At 46.2% G+C, this 21,328-nt stretch carries 17 protein-coding genes; 8 read left to right on the forward strand and 9 right to left on the reverse strand.

Annotated features, from left to right (window positions below):
• Positions 1-183 precede the first annotated feature (183 nt).
• Complete coding sequence (locus VRU48_RS11925) at positions 184-1,080, reverse strand: winged helix-turn-helix domain-containing protein (protein WP_330108139.1); 897 nt, start codon at positions 1,078-1,080, stop codon at positions 184-186.
• 122 nt (positions 1,081-1,202) lie between these two features.
• Here VRU48_RS11925 and VRU48_RS11930 point away from each other — a divergent pair, with 122 nt between their 5' ends.
• Entirely contained in the window at positions 1,203-1,799 is a 597-nt protein-coding gene (locus tag VRU48_RS11930) for a YceI family protein (protein ID WP_330108140.1), read from the forward strand.
• Here VRU48_RS11930 and VRU48_RS11935 read toward each other — a convergent pair.
• The 5 genes from VRU48_RS11935 to VRU48_RS11955 all read right to left on the reverse strand — a co-directional run bounded on the left by VRU48_RS11935 (position 1,796) and on the right by VRU48_RS11955 (position 7,106).
• Entirely contained in the window at positions 1,796-3,646 is a 1,851-nt protein-coding gene (locus VRU48_RS11935; protein ID WP_330108141.1) for a tetratricopeptide repeat-containing sensor histidine kinase, read from the reverse strand. The genes VRU48_RS11930 and VRU48_RS11935 overlap by 4 nt on opposite strands.
• A gap of 231 nt (positions 3,647-3,877) precedes the next feature.
• The gene (locus VRU48_RS11940) at positions 3,878-4,105 is read right to left on the reverse strand and encodes a hypothetical protein (protein ID WP_330108142.1); all 228 of its coding nucleotides are present in this window, start codon (positions 4,103-4,105) and stop codon (positions 3,878-3,880) included.
• Positions 4,106-4,225: 120 nt separating this feature from the next.
• A complete protein-coding gene (locus tag VRU48_RS11945) occupies positions 4,226-5,077 on the reverse strand; it encodes a helix-turn-helix domain-containing protein (protein ID WP_330108143.1) in 852 nt (283 codons plus the stop codon).
• 72 nt (positions 5,078-5,149) lie between these two features.
• Positions 5,150-6,730 (reverse strand): Na+/H+ antiporter, encoded by a 1,581-nt coding sequence (locus tag VRU48_RS11950; protein WP_330108144.1) that lies wholly within the window; start codon positions 6,728-6,730, stop codon positions 5,150-5,152.
• Positions 6,731-6,893: 163 nt separating this feature from the next.
• The gene (locus VRU48_RS11955) at positions 6,894-7,106 is read right to left on the reverse strand and encodes a hypothetical protein (protein WP_330108145.1); all 213 of its coding nucleotides are present in this window, start codon (positions 7,104-7,106) and stop codon (positions 6,894-6,896) included.
• A gap of 187 nt (positions 7,107-7,293) precedes the next feature.
• On the opposite strand from VRU48_RS11955, the gene VRU48_RS11960 reads away from it, so the two are divergent.
• Entirely contained in the window at positions 7,294-8,166 is an 873-nt protein-coding gene (locus tag VRU48_RS11960) for a cation diffusion facilitator family transporter (RefSeq protein WP_330108146.1), read from the forward strand.
• A 61-nt stretch (positions 8,167-8,227) separates the two neighbouring features.
• Here VRU48_RS11960 and VRU48_RS11965 read toward each other — a convergent pair whose 3' ends face one another.
• Positions 8,228-8,929: an alpha/beta hydrolase gene (locus tag VRU48_RS11965; protein WP_330108147.1), complete on the reverse strand. Its 702-nt coding sequence runs from the start codon at positions 8,927-8,929 to the stop codon at positions 8,228-8,230.
• Between the two features lie 236 nt (positions 8,930-9,165).
• Here VRU48_RS11965 and VRU48_RS11970 point away from each other — a divergent pair, with 236 nt between their 5' ends.
• The 5 genes from VRU48_RS11970 to VRU48_RS11990 all read left to right on the forward strand — a co-directional run bounded on the left by VRU48_RS11970 (position 9,166) and on the right by VRU48_RS11990 (position 17,929).
• Positions 9,166-9,741, forward strand: a complete 576-nt coding sequence (locus tag VRU48_RS11970; protein ID WP_330108148.1) for an RNA polymerase sigma factor — start codon at positions 9,166-9,168, stop codon at positions 9,739-9,741.
• Positions 9,742-9,808: 67 nt separating this feature from the next.
• Positions 9,809-10,912, forward strand: a complete 1,104-nt coding sequence (locus VRU48_RS11975) for a FecR family protein (RefSeq protein WP_330108149.1) — start codon at positions 9,809-9,811, stop codon at positions 10,910-10,912.
• 243 nt (positions 10,913-11,155) lie between these two features.
• A complete protein-coding gene (locus VRU48_RS11980) occupies positions 11,156-14,464 on the forward strand; it encodes a TonB-dependent receptor (RefSeq protein ID WP_330108150.1) in 3,309 nt (1,102 codons plus the stop codon).
• A gap of 13 nt (positions 14,465-14,477) precedes the next feature.
• On the forward strand, positions 14,478-16,070 hold the full coding sequence (locus tag VRU48_RS11985; protein ID WP_330108151.1) for a RagB/SusD family nutrient uptake outer membrane protein: 1,593 nt from the start codon (positions 14,478-14,480) through the stop codon (positions 16,068-16,070).
• 11 nt (positions 16,071-16,081) lie between these two features.
• Positions 16,082-17,929 (forward strand): alkaline phosphatase, encoded by a 1,848-nt coding sequence (locus VRU48_RS11990; protein WP_330108152.1) that lies wholly within the window; start codon positions 16,082-16,084, stop codon positions 17,927-17,929.
• Positions 17,930-18,577: 648 nt separating this feature from the next.
• Here the strand turns inward: VRU48_RS11990 and VRU48_RS11995 are convergent.
• A complete protein-coding gene (locus VRU48_RS11995) occupies positions 18,578-19,042 on the reverse strand; it encodes an Lrp/AsnC family transcriptional regulator (RefSeq protein WP_330108153.1) in 465 nt (154 codons plus the stop codon).
• A gap of 93 nt (positions 19,043-19,135) precedes the next feature.
• Here VRU48_RS11995 and VRU48_RS12000 point away from each other — a divergent pair, with 93 nt between their 5' ends.
• Positions 19,136-20,041 (forward strand): DMT family transporter, encoded by a 906-nt coding sequence (locus VRU48_RS12000; RefSeq protein WP_330108154.1) that lies wholly within the window; start codon positions 19,136-19,138, stop codon positions 20,039-20,041.
• 32 nt (positions 20,042-20,073) lie between these two features.
• Here the strand turns inward: VRU48_RS12000 and VRU48_RS12005 are convergent, their stop codons facing one another.
• Positions 20,074-21,231 carry a serine hydrolase domain-containing protein gene (locus tag VRU48_RS12005; protein WP_330108155.1) on the reverse strand — a complete coding sequence of 386 codons (1,158 nt, stop codon included), beginning with the start codon at positions 21,229-21,231 and terminating at the stop codon, positions 20,074-20,076.
• Between the last annotated feature and the right edge of the window lie 97 nt (positions 21,232-21,328).

The raw sequence follows: 21,328 nt of genomic DNA on the forward strand, positions 1-21,328 counted from the left end.
CCCACTTGCAGCGCCTTAGGCGCTAAGATTTTTTTCGAGAACGGGTTGCAACGAAAATAAGGGCTTAAATTCGAGCCATGAATTAGCCATCGGCTTTTATGATTTCACCAATTGACAAGACCTTGAACTTGTGATTTTCCGCTTTGTAAAAAAGCCATTACAATAGCGCATCAGCACTTTTAGCTATAAAATCGATGAGTTTGGCTCTATAATTTCCAATTTATAGCCTTTACCATGGATATTCACCAAGCTCACACCCGGGTCGTCTTCCAGTTTTTTCCTCAATTTAGAAATGAACACATCCAAACTACGGCCAACAATTACGCCTTCGTCTTCCCATATCTCCTTTTGTAGCCTGCTTCTAGCTATGATGGTGTTAGGAGCAGATGCAAAAATGGCGAGCAGTTTGTTTTCTTTAAAGGTAAGTTCGGTTTGCGTTTCGCCTAAAACCAGTTGCCGTTTTTGCGCATCGAATAAAGTGTTGCCTAATTTAAAATGATTTTCGCCTGTAATTTGAACATCCTTTTGTCGGTTCCTTGTCTTCGCCGCACGAAACAACAGCAAGCCAATGAAAGCGAACATCGGCAAGCCGCCGATCAGGTAGTTCTTTTGCGCCGCAGAAATCATCGGGCTTTCAAACTTAATATCAATCAGGTAACAACCTTTGGGCTGTACCCGGCCTGTACAAGGTACAATGTTATTGGATTGGTTCTTAGAAACCATATATCCAAATATCACCTCTCTGGCCACGCAGCTGCGTACGTTTACCATATAATTAGTCGCCAATTCGTCTTTAGCCAATGTTCGACTAATAATTTTGATTAGCGAATCGGGCTGAAAAGCAAACTCGTCTTCAAACCGGAGCTCATATTCGTTATAGGCAATTTTCTTTACCGGCAATACCCTCGAGGTATTATCGCCAGCGTGCAGCAATACTTCGTGCCCGATTTTGCGCAACAGGATTTCTTGTTTGGCCAGGTCGAAATCATCGTTTTTGCCCAGGCTAAAAGCCATACAGATTACCGTCGTGAGCAACAAGGCCAACAAGCCCAAAATGTATTTGTTGCTTGTATTTGCCATGGTTTGAAAGATACCCATAAACTGATTGTTTGATTTTACAAAGTTTACAATTTTATTTACAAAAATTGGCATCGCATACTTTACGGGGATGGCTAGGTTTACCGAAACAAATTTTTACAACCATGTTCAACAAACCTATCCTCGTTTTTTTAATGGGTATTTTGCCTTTCGCAACCATAGCCCAACAAACCTACCAACTCGACCTCAAAAAAAGCACCCTGTTCTGGAAATCGCCCAAATCGATGGGCAAGCAACACTTTGGGTATTTATCTTTTAGTGCTGGCAGCCTAAGTTATGCCTCCACGGGCGATCCTTCAACAGGTACTTTCGTTATTGACATGAACAGCATCAATAGCACCGACCGTGAAACAGCCAGTGGCCGAGCCGAAGTGAACAAGCTCTTGAAAGGCGACGATTTTCTTTCGGTAGCCAAATATCCTATGACCACCATGATGGTGAAACAAATAGTCAGGTCCAAACAGGCCAATGTGTACAAGGTAAGTGGCAACCTCACCATCAGGGGCATTACCCACCCTATCGAATTTATGGCTATGATCAAAAAAACCGGAAACACGGTTACCGCAAAAGCCAACTTTAACATAGATCGCATCAAATGGAACATCCACCACAAACCCAAGGATTGGGATTTTTTCGCTGCTGTTAAAAATCAGGTTATTGCCGACGAGTTTCCAGTTGCGTTAAACCTGGTGTTTCGCTAAGCTTTCGCTTCAGTTAGTTTAGTGGGCAGTTCTACAAAGAAAGTGGTACCGCTTGCCTCGTTGTTTTCGAACCAGATCTTGCCGTCGTGAGCCTCCACAATCTGTTTTGAAATGGCTAAGCCCATCCCAAAAGGCTGTTCGCCAGCAGTGCCCGGTCTTTTGGCTTCGGTAAACAAATCGAATATCTTTTCGCCCATTTCGGCTGGGATGCCAATGCCTTCGTCTTTTACCAAAATGCGGATACCCAGTGCGTTTTTGACCATCTTGACCTTGATTTTGGCATCGTTTGGACTGAATTTAATGGCATTGGCAATGAGATTGCTGATTACCCTCCAAAGCTTTTCCCTACTGGCCGACAAGGTTGCAGGCACTGTTTCTAAACTCAGCTGCTGCTGCTTGGCCTCGGCCTTGCTCTGCAATAGGGAAATGCAGTACTGTAGCATTTCGGCAATATCAACAGGTTCTTTCTTGAACTCTTCGCTGCTAAATTGCAACTGCAAAAGGTTATCAACGAGTTCGAGTGAATGTTGGCCCGATGTTTTCATCAGATCGAGCATCACACGGTCTTCTTCCGACCGGTCGGGCTCGTCCAACATCAATGTGGCAATAGAATACATCCCTCCAATCGGATTGCGCAGGTCGTGGGCTACAATCCGCATCATGCGAGTATTGTCTGCCTGACTTTGCTCCAATGCGCTCAATGCTTCTTTCATTTGGTTGTTCTGCTGTCTGGTGCGCCGTAAATGCTTGCGTACCGAAACTATCGTAGCAATGGCCAATAAAAAAGCTACACCTGCCAATACCGACAGGGCTACCTGATAGGCATAACGATTTTCCAACGATTTCACTTGCTCGTCTTTAAGCGCATAATCGATATAGTCTATTCCCGATTCGCTGTTTCGCTTGGCTTCGATGTCGTGGATATTGATCAGTTTTTTGCTGTACATAGCGGCCGTTGCCCCATCGCCGCGCGCATCATAAAAATCGAACAGCTTTCTGGCGAGCAACTCGCTATAGTATTGGTATTCGTTATGGTCGGCAATGTCCATCGCCTGCTTGTAATAGGCTACGGTTTGCTCGGGATTGGTGGCCTCCAATTGCTGGGCTATATCGATGAGCATATCCATTGATACATAAAAGAGCTTTTTATCGATGGCCGCCGTAATGGTTTGGCTAAGCAGGGCCAGTCCTTCGCTTCGTTTGCCATGGCTAATCAGGTCATCGGCAATTAACTGGTCAATGGCCAATAGCGACCGCTTGTCGTTGTACTTGGTGGCAATATTTTTGGCAAGCTTGATGTAATTAAGGGTAGCCGAACGGTCGAAATGCGTGGGATAGGACAATAAATAATTGTAAATAACCAACGACCTGATCGAATCGCGCTGCAGCTTTTTGGCTTGTTCAAAAGTTTGGCTAAAACGCTGGATGGCTTTATCGTCTTTGCCCATTTCTTGGTATACCATGGCGATATTCATCATGGCCTGTATGCAGTTGCTCGAATCGGCCAGTTTTTTGTATACCGTATAACCCTCGTTGTAATAGCGCAAGGCCAATTGAAAGTTGCCTTTGATATCAAAGAAAACGCCGAGGTTGTTCATGGCATCGGCTTTGCCCTTGGCATAATGGTGGCGATCGGCAATTTCGCGGGCCTTTTTGGTGTAATAAAAAGTGCTGTCTACATTTTTCTCATACAGCAGCATGGCCATCCTGTTTAAGGCATCTACATAGCGGAGGCTATCGTGGATGTTGGGCAAGGAGGCCTGGATATTTTTGAGCTCAGTGGCTTGCGCAAAGCAAAAATTCCAGGCGAGCAACAAGGAACAGGAAAACAAGAGCCTCTTTTTCATATCATCTAATATTTGCTTTAAATTAAATATTGGCAACAGAAGCTTGCTCAAGCACTCCATCCAGTTTGTCTGCTAAGTTGTCATTAACGTTTGGTTATATACTAATTTAAGCATTTGCAAAGACTTAACTATAAATTAAAAACCACTTCTTTGCGGGAAGTGGTTTGAGCTGGTAATGAGGCAATAGCCCAGTACTTATTCATGTAAACCCGAAACAAAAACAAGCCGAACTTAGCCGTTTTCATCGTTGGGAGCCACGGTTTTACCCTGCCCTTCGGTAGGTTTAGCAATTTTGGGTTGCGAGCCTTCTACCATCTTGGGTGTAGGCGTGGTAGTGGTTCCATTGGTACGCTCGTCTTCCAAATGGGTAGTACTATCTATATCGGCCTGATTTTTCTCTCTTTTGCGTTCTTCTGAAGCATTTTTAGCCTTGCTTTGTTGCTCGTTTTGATTGTTCATCACTCCTAAATTTAGTTTCACCATAAGGATTCGAAAAATTGCCGTTTATGGTTAAGCCTCTTTCCGATTTCCCTATTCAATAAGCAACAACCGGCCCTAAAAGTTTTAATTTATTTAAAATCAACGGCTTGAAACCGGCTGATTTCTGAAATCGGAAGGCGATAGGCCCGCATTTTTCTTAAAAAAATTGGAAAAGTAGGACACGTCTTCAAAGCCCAACTCGAAAGTGAGCTGCTTGACCGATCGGTCGGTATAGTACAACAGCCGTTTGGCCTCGGCCATAATCCTTTCTTGAATAACCTGCGAAGGGCTCTTCTGGTTAAAGATGGCAAAAAGATTAGACAGGGTTTTGGGCGATTTGCAAAGCTGCGCGGCATAAAAGCTAACCGAATGTTCCGATTTGAAATTGGCTTCTACCAGCAAGTTGAATTTTCTGATGATGTGGAATCTTTCGTCGGGAAGTTTTTTAACGGGCAAGTGCCCCAGTTTTGCCAAATGTGTGGTATAGATGACAAGGCGCTTGAGCAACACCAGCAACATTTCGTGCTGGATATGATCTGGGTTGCCAAATTCTTCAATAAACACCTCAAGCAGCAACTGCAGTTTTTGTCCGCCCTGTTCATCGAGCTTAACAAACAGATGATCGGTACTGCTAAACAGAAAGCCTACGCAGCTTACTTCGCTGTCGTGGTCGATGATGCAATAAAATTCGCGGTTAAACTGCCAGGCTACAACATTTGCAGGGTCTTCAAAATGGAAAGACTGGTTAAACAGCAAGGTTACCAAAGCATTGGCCGGAAAATCGTATGCCGTTCCGTCAATGGTTAATGTTTGGCTTGGGCCTCTATTCCATGCAATGGTAAAGTACTTGTTAAAGCGGTCTTTGGTAAAAAACAGCCGATCGAAAGCGGCCTCCTCTTTAAAAAGCAACAACTCGCCACCTGTATTTTCTGCCCTGAGCTTAAACTTCATGAGCACAAGATATCAAATCAACATCCAAAATACAAAATTGCGCAAACCTCATCCTATTTGTTTGAGGATGGCTTAAATAACTTTCAAGCGTTCTTCTTCCAAATCGATCTGGTACAGTTGGCTACGGATGATTTCCTCGTTAACGGTTGCATCTTTATTAAGTTCTACCAGATATTGGCGCTGGCACTCGAGCATTTCGAGGTAGATGGCTTTGGTTTTGTCGCTCATCCAATCGTCATTATCGGTTTTCAGCTTTTCTTCCCAATGGGTCAAAAGCCGCTGCAGGCCTACATGGTCGTGCAATTCGTGCTCGTATTTGTTTTTGAGGAATTGATGCACATGTACTTTTAGGCCTCTTTTGATCTTTTTAGCAGCCTCCTCTTCCGATTCTTGGTGCATACCCTCGAATATACGGCCATATTTGATGAGATAAGGCAAGGTGAGGCCTTGTACCACCAAGGTAAGCAATATCACCACAAACGTAATGAACAGGATCAGGTCGCGGTGAGGAAAAATTCCGCCATTGTCTAATTTAACGGGTATAGACAAGGCGGCCGCCAGCGATACCACGCCCCGCATGCCTGTCCAGCCCAGCATCAGCGGCATCAGTAGCTGTCGGCGTCTGGAACTTGCCCGTGGCGCTACACTGGGTCGGAAAATAAGGGTTGCCACCATGGCGGCATACGAACTCACCATCCGGGCACCAATCAGCACACCGGTTACCATAACGCCATAACCAATGGCCGTAGACAATGGCATTCCCGTGGCTCGAATGCCGTCTACAATTTCGGGAAGCCCCAAGCCAATCAACAAAAAAACAACGCCATTGAGAATAAATACAAAGCTTTCCCATACGCTGTAGCCCCTAATGCGGCTGGCGCTGTTTAAAAAGAGCAGGCGCCGGTTGGCCATAAACAAGCCACCGCAAACTACCGCCAATACCCCCGAACTGTGCAACTGTTCGGCTATCCAATACATAAAATAGGGTTCTATTAGCGTAAGCGCAATATCAGAAGGGGCATCGGTAGGCAGTTTTTTATGGGCCATTACAAATATCCAGCCCAGCAACAGGCCAATACCTGCACCGCCAAGCACCATCCACAGAAAATCGAGCGATGCATCTCTCCAAAAAAACTGTCCGGTATTTACCACCACTAATGCAAAGCGAAAAATAATGAGCGAAGACGCATCATTAAGTAAGCTTTCTCCTTCCAGTATAGCCGAAGCCGATTTGGGAATTTTCACGAATTTCATAATCGCGCCGGTACTTACCGCATCTGGCGGTGAAACGATGCCTCCCAACAAAAAACCCAACACAATGGTAAAGCCCGGAATAAAGTAATTGGTAACCAGCGCTACCGAAAAAGCCGTAAAAAACACTACCAAAAAGGCAAAGCTTCCGATAATGCGCCACCACTTTTTCATTTCCTTAAAAGAAATAGACCAGGCCGCTTCAAACAGCAGGGGTGGCAAAAATATAAAGAAAATAAGGTCGGGATTGATTTTGACATGAGGCAGGCCAGGCACAAAACTAACCAGCAAACCGGCCACCACCAATAAGATGGGATAGGCAATCCGCAATTTGGTGGCCCATATTTCCAACAGCACAATGGCCGCTACCATGGCCAATAAAAAGGGTAAAATTGTATGCATTAAAATTTTGGTTTATCGTTTTTCTTTGGTCTTCAGGCCCCTAGGGATGGATAAAGCCAGTCCCATAAAAATATATAATTCCAAGCATATTTTAATGCAAGTTATCCATTGGCAATCGACAGTCTGAACTTCGCCCCCAAAACAAGCTGACGGTACGGATAGCTTAAAGCAAAGAAAGTAGATCGGCGGTAGAGATTTCGGTTGGGTCTTCGAATTGTTTGTGGTAAAGACTATCGGGTATGGTGATCTGGCCTGAGGTTGTTTGTACGTAAACGCCGCGATCGGTTTTCCTGCAAGAAACGAAGTCGCCCACCTCGGGATTGAGTTCCTTTATTCTGATCAGTAGTTCATAGATCACATAGGTTGCTATTTGCATGCCACAAAATTAGGAAACATTAAGATAACCATAAATTATCATTTTGTTAACAAAAAATTCATGTTGCATCAAAACTTAACGCACTGACCAACAATTTTAAGCAGGTTTTTACCCGATCAGGGCTAGTGGCTAACCCACTATTTACTACCTTTGCAATCCTATTGCTCATCCACAAACCCCCAGCGCCATGACCAATCAGCAAGCCGCGGTACGTACCACCTATTTTAGCATTGCAAGCAATACAGTATTGGCCTTTATCAAAGGAATTGCCGGTGTTTTTGGCAACTCTTATGCCTTAATAGCCGATGCGATAGAATCGACCGCCGATATATTTTCGTCGTGCCTTGTTTTATTCGGACTTAAATATGCCAGCAGGCCTGCCGACGAAAACCATCCTTATGGCCATGGCAGGGCCGAACCACTGGTTACCTTTTTGGTGGTAGGCTTCCTGATTACTTCTGCTACCATTATTGCCTACGAGAGCATCCAGAACATCGGCACACCCCATGCCCTACCCAAATCGTGGACTTTGTTTTTATTGGGCGCGCTTATCATTTGGAAAGAAATCTCTTTCAGGAAAGTGATGAAAAAGGCCATCGAAACCAACAGCTCATCGTTAAAGGCCGATGCCTGGCACCACCGCAGCGATGCCATTACTTCTGTAGCAGCATTTATTGGCATATCGATTGCGTTGATATTGGGAAAAGGCTACGAAGCCGCCGACGATATTGCCGCACTTTTTGCAGCCGCTTTTATTCTTTACAACAGCTACAAAATTTTCAGGCCGGCTTTAGGCGAAATCATGGACGAGCATTTATACGACGATTTGGTGCTCGACATCAGAAAGGTTTCCTTAACGGTAAATGGCGTGCTCGATACCGAAAAATGCTATGTGCGCAAGGCGGGTATGCAATACCATGTTGATTTGCATGCCGTTGTTGATGGCAACATTACGGTAAGGGAAGGCCACGAAATTGCCCACCGCCTGCAAGATGCCCTATTGGCGGCTATTCCCGAACTGGGGTATATCCTCATCCATATCGAACCCAACGACCGCTAATGCCCAACAGCAAAAACCGCATGCCGGTATCAGCATACGGTTCGACTAAGAACAACCCCGATTAAGCTAGCGATGCATTTTCGGCGGCTTCGATAATGACATTAGCAACAATGGCTGGCTGCGACATAAAGATCACATGACTGCCTTTAACTTCGGTTACCTTGGTGTTTGAACGGCTATACATGTTTCTTTGAATATCGGGGTTAATGCTTTTATCTTCAGTAGCCACCAAGCCATAGGCAGGTTTGTGCCTCCAGGCGGCGTCGGTAATCGGGCTTACAAAGCCTTTGGCATAGAATGCGCCTTGCGAAGCATACATAAATTCGGCCTCATTGGCATCAATATCGGCACAAAAGCCTGCATGGTATTTGTCTTTGTCATAATATACAATCCCTTTTTCATCTGGAGGAAGTACACCATTTTCGGCAGCAGGTGGCGCAGTTTGCAACCATTGCAAGGCCGATTCGCCATTGTCGGGCTGAAAAGCAGCGATATAAACCAGCGCAGCTACATTGGGGTGGTTGCCTGCTTCGGTAATTACAGCACCGCCCCAAGAGTGTCCGGCAAGAATGGCAGGGCCACCAATTCGATCCAAAGCCACATGGGTAGCCAAAACATCGTCTTCGAGCGAAGTTAGAGGATTTTGTACAACAGCAACATTGTATCCTTTTTGGGTTAATTCGTTGTAAAGTGCTTTAAAGCCAGAACCATCGGCAAATGCGCCATGAACCAATACTACATTTTTTACATTTAGATTTTTCATTGTTTTATTTTTTAAAGTGTTGTGAATGATTGAACAACACAAAGGTGCCGCTAAAACCAAGGCCAGGGAATGGCCAGATTTCCCGAAGAGTTGTAATTATTTCCCTTGATGTGCATTTGGCAGCACCAATTCTTCAAAAGCCAAGGCCTTTGCTCAAAAATAATAGTTGGATAACCTTGGCTTAATAGTTACCGGCTTCCTTTGTTGGGGATTACAATACTTAGCACCAGAGCTTCATGTCTATCTATTTATCTACTTACGATGATCAGTCCATCCTGTTGGAACTGCAAAACGGTAACGATAAAGCTTTCGATGCGCTGTACGATAAATACTGGGACTTTGTTTATACCAGTGCCTACAAACGCCTCCAAAACACCGAACAGGCCAAAGACATTACGCAAGACATCTTTTTGAAGCTTTGGAATGCCAGGCAAAACCTGCAGGTTGCCAATCTGCCAGCCTACCTGCAGGTGGCTACCAGAAACAGCGTATTCAAACTGCTCGAAAAAGAACAGAAATATACCCCGGCAAGCGAGGTCATGCTCGAATGCAGAACTTCGGCACAACAAGCCGATACCGAAATATTGTACCGGGAGCTTTTTGAAGCTTACCAGAAAATGATCGGCAGCCTGACCACGGCGCAACAGACCATTTTTAAAATGCGCTACGACCAAGAACAGAGCACGAGCGAAATTGCCCAGGCGCTTGGTATATCGCGCAAAACGGTACAGAACCAGTTGGGCAAAAGCATCAACCAGCTGCGCGAATCGCTCTTGGCTATCCTCATTTGCATGGCCTGGATGTACTTTTAAAAAAAAATAAAATTTTCATGGGACTTTTTCGAGTTCGGCGGTCATAGATATAAAAGCCGTCCATTAAATGAACATCGAAAAAGAGGAATTGCTCCGCCTCCTTAAAAAATACCGCGCCGGGCAAACATCGCCAGCCGAAGAAGAATTTTTGGAGGCCTATTATCATTTATTTGAGCATAGCGACGATGGCCTCGAAAAACTAGATGCTGCAGCAAAAGAAGCGTTAAAGCAAAACATCAGAGCCGGCCTCGACCAAAAAATAACGCTACAGCAAAAGTCCTTTTGGCTACGGAACTACCGCAGCATTGCCGCTGTTGCATTTTTGATTTTGGTTGGAAGTTATCTGCTGCTAACCCAACTACCAAAGCACGAAAGCTTTAGCAAAACCACCCAAATTTCTAAAACCTACGATATTGCCCCAGGCAGCAACAAAGCTATCCTAACCTTGGCAAATGGGCAAAGCATAGCCCTTAAAAACGAAAAGGACGAAAAGCTGATTTACCAATGGCTTGACAGCGGAGCCACTACGACAGTAGCCTACAACACCATTACCACCCCTCGTGGCGGACAGTTCCAGCTCACCTTGCCCGACGGTTCGCGGGTTTGGCTCAACGCCGCATCGTCCATCAGCTTTCCAACGGCCTTTACCGGAAAAGAACGCCGTGTTGAAACTACTGGCGAGGTTTATTTTGAGGTAGCCAAAGAACACCTGCCTTTTATCGTTTCTACCGCCGGTCAGGAAGTAGAGGTATTGGGTACCCATTTCAACATCAATGCCTATGCCGACGAAGGCCAAATCAAAACCACTTTATTGGAGGGAAGCGTAAGAATAGCGGCTTCGGCCGATCACAAGACAAGACTGCTTAAGCCCGGTCAGCAGGCAGTTTTTATGCCATCGGGCCAGTTTGTTGCCATCCAAGAAGCCGACACCGAAATGGCCGTAGCCTGGAAAAACGGCTTTTTCAAGTTCGACAAGCAGAACATCCAATCGGTAATGCGCCAGATTTCGAGGTGGTACGATATAGAGGTGGTTTACCAAGGCAACCTGCCCGACGACGAGTATGTAGGCAAAATCAAGCGAAGCGCCAATGTTTCGGGCGTGTTGAACATCCTGCGCCTCAGCAAGCTGAATTTCAAGGTAGAAGAACGAAAAATCATTGTATATAACTAATTCAACAAAAACTCACCTTAAAAATTGGAACGCATGAAAACATAGCTACTGCGCAGCAAAGTCCAAATAAAAAACCGAAAGTGCTGCAACACCTCCGGTTTTATTCCCAATGGGAGCCTGGGACAATAAACCTCATTTACAGATCAATCTATCATTACCCAAACATTCAAAAATATGTATTTAAATCCTTATGGAAAAATGGCATTTAAAAAGCCATGGTTACCATTTAAACTGTTTCTTGCCATGAAACTAACTGCGTTATTCATTGTGCTAACGTGCCTGCAGCTCAGCGCGGCCGAAGTCCGCTCGCAAAGCATCAGCCTTTCGGGCCGAAACATGCCACTTGAAAAGGTGCTGACCAACATCGAGAAACAAAGCGGTTATTTTCTTTTTTACAAATACAACGAACTGAAAAAAGCCAAACCTGTAAATCTCGAACTCGTAAACGCTTCGGTAGCTGAGGCTTTGCAGCAGAGTTTTAAAGATCAGCCTTTTGATTTTACGATTGCCGACAAAACCATCATCATCACCAAAAAGGGCATCAAACCTGAAACCGTTAGACTTGCATTTTTAGATATCAAGGGAAAAGTGGTGGATGAAAAAGGCCTGCCTTTACCGGGTGCTTCCATTCGGGTAAAAGGCCGCAACATTACCGTTATTACAGATGCCGATGGCGAATTTAGCCTGAGCAACATCAGCAACGAGGCCGTTCTTCAGGTTTCTTACACCGGTTTTATAACACAGGAAATCAGCGTAGGCAACGGCCAAAACCTATCCATTACGCTTAAAGCCGAGCTGAACGACCTGAACCAGGTGGTCGTAATTGGCTACGGTGCCGTCAAAAAACAAGACCTTTCGGCCGCGGTGGCTACCGTACCCGATATCAGCCAGGCCAAAGAACGCCCGATATTGAGCGTACAAAGCATGATCCAGGGCAAAGTACCCGGCGTAACCGTAGTAAGCAACGGTGGCCATCCCAATTCAACCCCGGCAGTTACCATCAGGGGTATCGGTTCTAGAAACGGCGAAAGTCCATTATATGTGGTTGATGGCGTGCCCAATGCGCCTTTTAACCCTGCCGATGTAGAATCGGTTACGGTATTGAAAGATGCGGCTTCTGCGGCCATTTATGGTGCCTTTGCCGGATCTGCAGGGGTTATTTTAATCACGACCAGACAAGCCAGCAAAGGGAAAACCCAAATCGAATATGCCGGATTTACCGGCGCCAAAACCGCTTGGAGATTGCCTAAAGCCCTAACCGCCGAAGAGCAGATCCAAGTGATGAAAACCGCTTATGCCAATTCGGGCAAAGACATTATCGACGGATGGAACGTAGCTAAAAATCCCTACATCGCCACGACCCGTACCGATTGGGTGGACGAAATTTTCCGCACCGGTCTTATCCAACGCCACAACATCAGCATCAATGGCGGTACCGACGATTTCAAATCCTTGCTGCAAGGTCGCTACGAACGCGAAGAAGGCACCTTGCTGAACACCTACAGCCAAAATATTTCGCTCCGCTACAATGCCAGCTACCAGTTTAACAAACACGTTAAGTTTAGCGAAAACGTATTTTGGAACAACAACGACAACAGGGGTACTTCTACCTCTAGCGGCTATAGCGGCACCATTCTTTCGGCCATTTACATGCCAAGCGCGGCCACTGTTTATTATCCTGATGGTTCTTTTGGTGGCGTTGGGCCAAGAGGCTCGGCCTACCTGGGTATCCACGGCGACGCCATCAATCCGGTATCGCTCCTGCTCAGAAATAATCCGTACAACAAAAGCAGCGACCTGCAGTCGGTAAGCGAACTGAATGTAACCGACGTGATTAAGGGATTGAGCTTTGTGTCGAGGTTTTCTTACAGGCAGAACAACAACTTCTGGAAAAGCTTTGAACCTTTGAGAACCGAACCCGGCAAGCCGATTGCCCAAAACTACCTTTCTTATTCGACCAATAAGGGCTACCAATGGATTTGGGAAAACACCCTCAACTATAGCCGCCAGTTTGGCAAGCACGCCGTTAGCGCCATGGCCTCTATGACCTCGCAAGAAAACGGTGCGCGCAGCTTTGGCGTAAGGGCACAAGGTTTTGAAAACGAATCGCCATGGGCCCAATATTTCGACAACGCCGCTCAATATGGCGTAGACCGCCCAACCGACGACGATTGGAAAGACCGCAACAACTCTTACGTAGGCCGTTTATCGTACAGCTGGGCCGATCGCTATTTTGTAACCGGAAGTTACCGTTATGACATTGCCGGACGTTTGCCTGCCGGGCGCCGGGGTAAAGGTTTACCTGGTATTACCGCAGCCTGGAAATTAAGCTCGGAGCCTTTCTTCAACGTTAAGGGCATCGACCTGTTAAAATTCAGGGCCAGTTGGGGTAAAATCGGCAACCTGGGCGCACTGCCGCTTTACTATGGCTATGCCCGCCTAAGCAGCAACATTACCTACCAGATAGGCAACGGTGCACCGCAAACTCCGGCCATGTACACCGACAGCCCAATCAACTACGACCTGAGCTGGGAAACTTCCAGACAAACCGATATCGGCTTAGACCTCAGCTTGCTGAAATCGAGGTTGAACATTACGGCTGATTATTTTGATAAATTAACCTACGACCTGATTAAGCAACAAGACAACAAATGGCCAAACACCTTTGGTTTGGGCAAACCTTTCATCAACCAAGGTCAAATCAGCAACAAGGGCTTCGAGTTTTCGGCCTCGTGGAAAGACAAAATTGGCGAATTGAGCTATGAGGTAGGTGGCAATATCGGAACCCTGAAAAACAAGATCAAATACATAGACGAAAACCCGAAATCGGTGTGGACAGATGGCGATAGCTGGAGAGGCGTATTGAGCCCTTACAGAGCTACCGTTGGTCAGCCGATTTATTCTTTCTGGCTCATTAAAACTGCCGGTATCTTCCAAACCGATGCCGAAGCTGCCGCCTACACCAAAGATGGCCAACGCATACAACCCAATGCCAAAGCCGGCGATTTAAAATTCGTGGATTACAACAACGATGGCAAAATCAACGACGACGACCGCGTGTACATGGGCAGTGCATTGCCTAAGTTTACCTACGGCTTTACCACCAATTTTGCCTACAAAAATTTTGATTTGAGCATTTTCTTTCAGGGTGTTGGAGGCGTAAAACTGTTCCATGCCTTTAAAGAATCTACACTGAATGCGGCCGAACAAGGCTATAACCGCTGGAACAAAATCCTCGATGCCTGGTCGCCACAAAACCCAGGCTCTAACATTCCCTTGCTGAGGGTCGATGATCCGAACAAAAACTTCCAGCAGCCTTCAGACTGGTTCTTGGAAAGCGGCAATTACCTGAGGGTAAAAAATGTATTGCTGGGCTATACTTTCAAAAAAATGTCGTGGAACTCGGGCATCCGTGTTTACGTAAGCGGCGAGAACCCCTTAACCTTTACCAAATATTCGGGCATGGACCCTGAGGTTGGGGGCATTGGTTTCGACGGTGGCCAATTCCCGGTGTCGAGGGTGTATTCGATAGGCGTTAATGTTAAATTCTAATTCAAGATCAATCATGAAATTCAAGATCAATTATATAGCCATGCTGCTCCTTTTAATGGTATTGGGTAGCTGCAAAAAAGACTGGGTTGATACCAAACCCAACGGTACGCCTACAACAGCCTATTTCTGGCAAAGCGACGACGACGTAAAGAAAGCAACCGCCGCCCTTTATGTGCCAATGCGCTACGAATCGACCTGGGGAAGGGACCTTTTCTGGGTACAGAATGCCAGCGACGATTTGATTGTTGGCCGCGTAAAAGCCGATGGCGAAAACATCAAAAACTTTATTCCAACCGGTCGCGAAGGCTATTTAACCGGTGGCTGGAACGATTTATACTGGATGCTGAACAAAGCCAACCAGGTTATTGCCAATGCGCCTAAAGCCACCAACGTAAGCGATGCCGTGCGCAACCGCGCCATGGGCGAAGCCTATTTTATCAGGGGATTTGCCCATTTCTGGATTGCTTATTTGTGGGGCCACAAAAACCAGGGTGTTCCTTTTGACAAACCCGAAAACCCAGAGTTCGAAAAACGCATGCCGCCACAGCTACCGTCGGTAACCGACAACTACGCACAGGTAATCAGCGATTTGCAAAAGGCCGCCGACTTATTGCCACTTTTTGAAAGTTATGGCGCTGCAGACCGTGGTCGCGCGCACAAGGTGGCTGCCTGGGCTTACATGGTAAAAACCTACGCGTATTGGGCGCAATACGATGCCTCCAAATGGGCTTTGATTCCAGACCTTTGCGACAAAATCAAAAACGAAGGCAACCGCTCGCTCATCAACAACAAGGGCAACGGCAAAGACAACTATCGCGCGGTATTTACCATTGCCAACAACTGGAGTTCCGAATACATTTGGTCGGTAACCTCGAGCAACCAGGGAGGTTCTGAATTTCCGGGCGTAGTTTTAGAAAATACCGGCTGGGGCGTTTACAATGGCTGGGGCTATTTTCAGCCAACCGAGGAGCTTTATGACGAGTACGAAGCCACCGATCCGCGCCGCGAGGTAACCATCCTGAAGTTTGGCGATAAGTTTACCTATTTTGGCAACGAACGTTCTTATTATTCGACCAATAGCTTATCAGGCTTCCAAATCAACAAATACATGGAGCCTTATTCTTATGGCAGCGGCAGTGCCGGCAGCAATCCAAACGTTAACCCAAGTGGCGATTATCCAACCACCACGCTCAACCTGCCTTTAATGCGTTATGCCGAAATCCTCTTGTTCAAAGCCGAAGCCTTGATCAAATTGGGCCGTAGCGGCGATGCCTCGGCTCCGCTAAGCGAGGTGCGTGCAAGAGTAGGCTTGGGGCCAATTGCTAGTCCTACGCTAAACGACCTCAAACACGAGCGCCGTGTTGAATTGGCCTGCGAATGGACCGACCGCCTGGCCGACCTGAAAAGATGGGGCGATTTCGATAAAATCAATGCGCCTTTGCATGGTCGTATCCACGCGTCTAAAACCGATCCTAATTCGGCCTATACCATCAAAGAAGTATGGCCTACCCGCCATTTCGACCCGAACAAACACATGGCTTGGCCTATTAGTCCAGACGAAATTGGCAGAAGTGGTGGCCTGTACAAACAAACCCCAGGATGGTAAATTCAACCTATATGAAGCACATTGCATTAATTGCCTGCCTAACGCTTAGCTTGTCTGCCTTTGGGCAGCAAGCCAAGCGTACAGCAAATATTGGCCACAGCCATAACGATTATAACCAGCATTTCCCTTTTTATCAGGCTTACTACGCCGGACTGGGTTCTGTAGAAGCCGATGTTTTCCTTAAAAACGGCAAACTCTTGGTGGCACACAATGAAGAAGATACCGATCCGACCAAAGAACTCGTTACGCTTTACCTCGAACCTATTGTCAAGGCTTTTAAAAAGAACGGCGGCCATCCCTATGCCGATACCACGCAACATTTACAATTGCTGATCGATATCAAAGCCGGGCATCAAGCCGTACTGACCGAACTGATTGCCGAATTGAAGCCTTACCTTGATGTTTTCGACCCGCAGCGCAACAAAAATGCGGTAAAAATATTGATCAGTGGCGATGTGCCTCCAGCCACCAATTTCAAGGATTATCCCGATTACATCTTTTTTGATGGCCGTCCGGCGCGTAACTACACGCCCGACCAGCTCAACAGAATAGGCATGATTAGCGACGATTTGGGAAGCTACAGCAAGTGGAACGGCAAAGGCACGCCTACTCCTGCCGACAAGGAAAAACTGATGGACTTGGTTAAACAGGCACATCTGGTCAACAAACCGTTCCGTTTTTGGGGCACCAAAGACAATCCCAACAGCTGGAAAGAGCTCGAGCTGATGGGCGCCGATTGGATAGGCACGGATCATCCCGAAAAACTGAACGAATTTTACAGCAGGCGCGATAAACTGGAGTACACCAACCCAAAACCTTACCAGCCTTACCAACCCAGCTATAAAAGCGACGGAAGCCAAGGCAAGGTAAAAAACGTAATCCTGTTGATTGGCGATGGCATGGGTTTGGCCCAAATCCAAGCCGGACTGAGCGCTAACTTCGGCAAATCCAATCTCATCCAGCTAAAACACATCGGCTTTTCGCGTACCGAAGCCGTTAATTCAGATTTTACCGATTCGGCGGCAGGCGCTACGGCCATGGCTACCGGACAAAAAACCAACAACCGCTACATCAGCGTAGATGCCAATGGCAAGAGGCTACAAGCTTTGCCCGATGTGTTGGCCACATTTGGCATTAAAACCGGTATCATTAGCAGTGGCGATATTACCGATGCCACGCCAGCCGCTTTTTATGCACACCAGCCCGAACGCGCGCTGTCGCAGGAAATTGCTGCCGATCTGGAAAACAGCAATGTTGATATTTTAGTGGGCTCGAACCGAAAAAGCTTTACCGAAAACAAAGACAAGGCCTTGATGCAAAAACTGCAGCAAAAAGGCTATCATTTGTCTAAAAGCCTTGAGGAGTTTAAAACGGCCAAACCAGGCAAGCAATTGGTGTTGCTTGATGATTCTGCCACCCGCAGGGTACTCGATGGCCGGAAAGACATGTTGCAAACTTCATTGGCCAGAACCATCGCGCTACTGTCGGCAAACAAACCAGGCTTTTTCATTATGGCCGAAGGTGCCCAGATTGACCATGGTGGCCATGCCAACGATTTGCCTTTTGCCATTACCGAACAGCACGACTTTGACAAAATGGTGGGCGATGCGCTTCGCTTTGCCGATAAAGATGGCGAAACCTTGGTGATTGTTACCGCCGACCACGAAACGGGAGGTTTGTCATTGTTGGATGCCAATTATCGTAAAGGCAGTGTAAGGGGCAATTTCAGCACCGACGACCATACCAACATCATGGTGCCGGTATTTGCCTACGGACCAGGTGCGCAAAACTTCATGGGAGTTTACCCCAATACCGAAATCTATACCAGAATCCTCCGTGCACTACGCGTGAAGAAATAGCGCTATTTTTAGTCACAGATTGACAGATTAAGCTATGCTCAGCACTTTAAAATCTGTTAAGCTGTGGCTTTTTTTATGATAATGGTTGCGTATTTAGCGCTACAGCACCAGTATTTACCTATCAACTAGGTGCGCAAAATTTCATGGGCGGTTACCCGAATACCGAAGTCTATACCAGAATCCTCCGTGCACTACGCGTGAAGAAATAGCGCTATTTTTAGTCACAGATTGACAGATTAAGCTATGCTCAGCACTTTAAAATCTGTTAAGCTGTGGCTTTTTTTATGATAATGGTTCGTATTTAGCGCTACAGCACCAGTATTTACCTATCAACTAGGTGCGCAAAATTTCATGGGCGGTTACCCGAATACCGAAGTCTATATCAGAATCCTCCGTGCACTACGCGTGAAGAAATAATTCTATTTTTAGCCACAGATTAAGCTATGCTCAGCACTTTAAAATCTGTTAATCTGTGGCTTTTTTATGATAGACCAGGTGCGCAAAACTTCATAGATATTTATCCCATTACCAAAATACATACCCAAGTTCTTCGCGCACCGGACGTGAAGAAATAGTGTTAGATCAGTCACATACTGGCAGATTAGCATGAAAGCATAACGTTTTAAATCTGTTAAGCTGTGGCTTTTTTTAAGGAATAGGTACCGTAAGGCCCACCTTAACCATATCCATGCTGATAGAAGATTTGAAGCGCTTGACGTTCGGATTATTGAAAAAAAGTTCGTGCGTAAGCATTTCGTATTCCTTCATGGTATGCACCAAGATAATCAGTATGAAATCTACTTCGCCGGTTACGTAGTAGCATTGCTGTACCTGTGGCGTTTGCTTAAATTTTTCCTTGGTTTTATTGATGAGGGCAACCTTATCGGCTTCCATTTCAACCTGCACCACAATGGTAATGGGCGAGCCTAGATACTCGGGATTGAGCACAGCGATATCTGCACGAATAGCTCCCATCTCGCGCAAACGCACAATCCTTCGCTGTACAGCCGGAGCCGAGAGCCCAATTTGGTCGCCAATATCGCGTTGCGAAGTCATGTTATTGACCTGAAGGACTTCCAGTATTTTATAATCTAAGGCATCTAAAGCTTGCATATTGAAACAGAAATGAAATAAAATTGCAAAACAAGCTTCAAATTAAGCAAAAATTGCAAACACTTCAAGTTATTTTTGCATCAGATTAAGGAAATGAGCAAAAATCAACACACAAAAGGAGTAATCATGGCCGTTATTGCGGCAACTTTATGGGGCGTATCAGGTACCTGCGGACAGTTTTTGTTTCAGCAGCGCCATATCAGCGTAGAGTGGCTGATGTCGGTACGGATGCTAGGTGCCGGTACTTTATTGTTGTTGATCGCCTTGTTACGTGGCAATAAAGACATTAGCCAGATCTGGCAAAACCCGTCCAGCCGGAAAAAACTTTTGTTTTTTGGCATTTTCGGAATGCTCACCGTTCAGTATACCTATTTTGCGGCCATTAAACAGTCGAATGCGGCAACGGCAACCATCCTTCAGTTTTCAGGCCCGGTATTTATTGCCCTCTATTTTGCGCTTTGGCGAGGCAAGCGCCTCAGGCCATTGGATTATTCGGCCATTCTGTTGGCTGTTTTGGGCACGTTCCTGCTGGTTACCCATGGCAACATCCATACGCTCAACATTTCGCCATTGGCATTTGCACTCGGCATGGCATCAGCTATTAGCTTGGCCATCTATACTTTATTGCCCATCCCGCTTCTAAAACATTACAGTGCCTTGAGCGTAATTGGTTGGGGCTTGTTTATTGGCGGTTTGGTCATGTCGCTGATTAAGGCACCTTGGCATCCAGATGGGATTTGGGATGTTTACACTTACGCCGGAACTGCCTTCGTGGTAATTTTGGGCACCTTGGTTCCTTTTTACCTGTACTTCAAAGCCGTGCAACTGATTGGTGGACAAAAAGCAAGTTTGCTAACATCGGCAGAGCCCCTTTCGGCAGCGGTAATTGCCGTAGCTTGGTTGGGTGTTTCCTTTCAGGCCATCGACTGGCTGGGTGCCTTGCTGGTTATTGCCACTGTGTTTATGTTGTCGTTGCGCAAAGCGGAAGAGCAAGCCTAGGTTCAAAATACCATATTGCTACAGCCGATAGGCTAATGATCCAAATAGCCCAACCACCTGAATGGCGAATAACTATCGCCGATGCAGGCCTGTACAATTTGTGGCCCAACGCTTTCAAAATTTTCGCTGTTGCTGAACAAAATAACCGCTATGCCTTTGTCGGGGAAAGCCACGGCATAATTTTGGTTGGCCTCACCATGTCCGGTATGGAAAAAAGCTTGGCCATAAGGCGATTGGAATAACCCCACGCCCAAACCCCAGGCCAGTTTAATCGCATCGTTTTCATGGGTGAGGCTATCCTTTAAGGCGCCAAATCCCCGTTGGCTGCTTACCGCAATTTGTGGCGAGAGCATTTGCTTAAAACTAGCTTGCTTTAGGCCCTTTTGCGTCATCAGGTTTAGCATAAAACGAGCATAGTCGGTAGCTGTTGTCGACATTGAGCCCGCGGCCCTGCTGCTTTGCCTTCTTTCCGAACCATATTTTTTGCCATCCTTAAAATAGGCATACGAAAAATTGCTTTCGAAAGGCTTTTCCCAGACCATGCTGGTGCGCGACATTTGCAAAGGTCCAAAAACTTCTTCGCGGGCAATTACTTCAAGTGGCTTTCCGGTATATTCCTCTATCATAAAGCCCAACAGGTTCAGGCCTTCGTTCGAATAATAGAACTTCTCGCCAGGTTTGGCAATCAGGCTGGTTTTGTTGCCATACAATTGACGCAACACTGGTAAGCCAGCGCTATGGGCCAGCAACATCCTTGGCGTAATGCGGTTAAATGAAGTGGTATCTTCGGCCAGGTCTTTCCATTTTTCATATTCGCCTATCGGTTTTTTCAGGTAGAAATGTATGGGTTTGTCCAGATTAAATATTCCCCGATCAGCCAAACGCAAAAAAACATAGGCGCTTACAGGCTTGGTAAGGGAAGCGGCATACATCACCGTGCTATCATTAAGGCTTTTTTGGCTTTCTACGTCTTTATAGCCAAAGCTCGAGGCCCACACTATTTTGTTGTGGTTAACGATAGCCACCTGCAAACCGGCAAGCTTGGCACTGTCGACCAAATAGGCCAATCTTTTTTGCAAGGCTACCGTACTAACCGATTGCCCATTGAGGTGTTGAATTTGCTTGGTTTCTTGCGCCAGTGAAGGGAGCAGGTAAAACATAAAGGCCAATGCCAAAAGTTGTTGTTTCATCGTGAAAAGTGTTTAGCCAAAATTAGGGACATTGACCATTCCTTTCAACGACAGCTTAGCGACACCTTCACGACACTTTGACTTTTTAAAGGCATAA

This window comes from Pedobacter albus (assembly GCF_036324255.1).
Lineage (GTDB): Bacteria > Bacteroidota > Bacteroidia > Sphingobacteriales > Sphingobacteriaceae > Pedobacter > Pedobacter albus.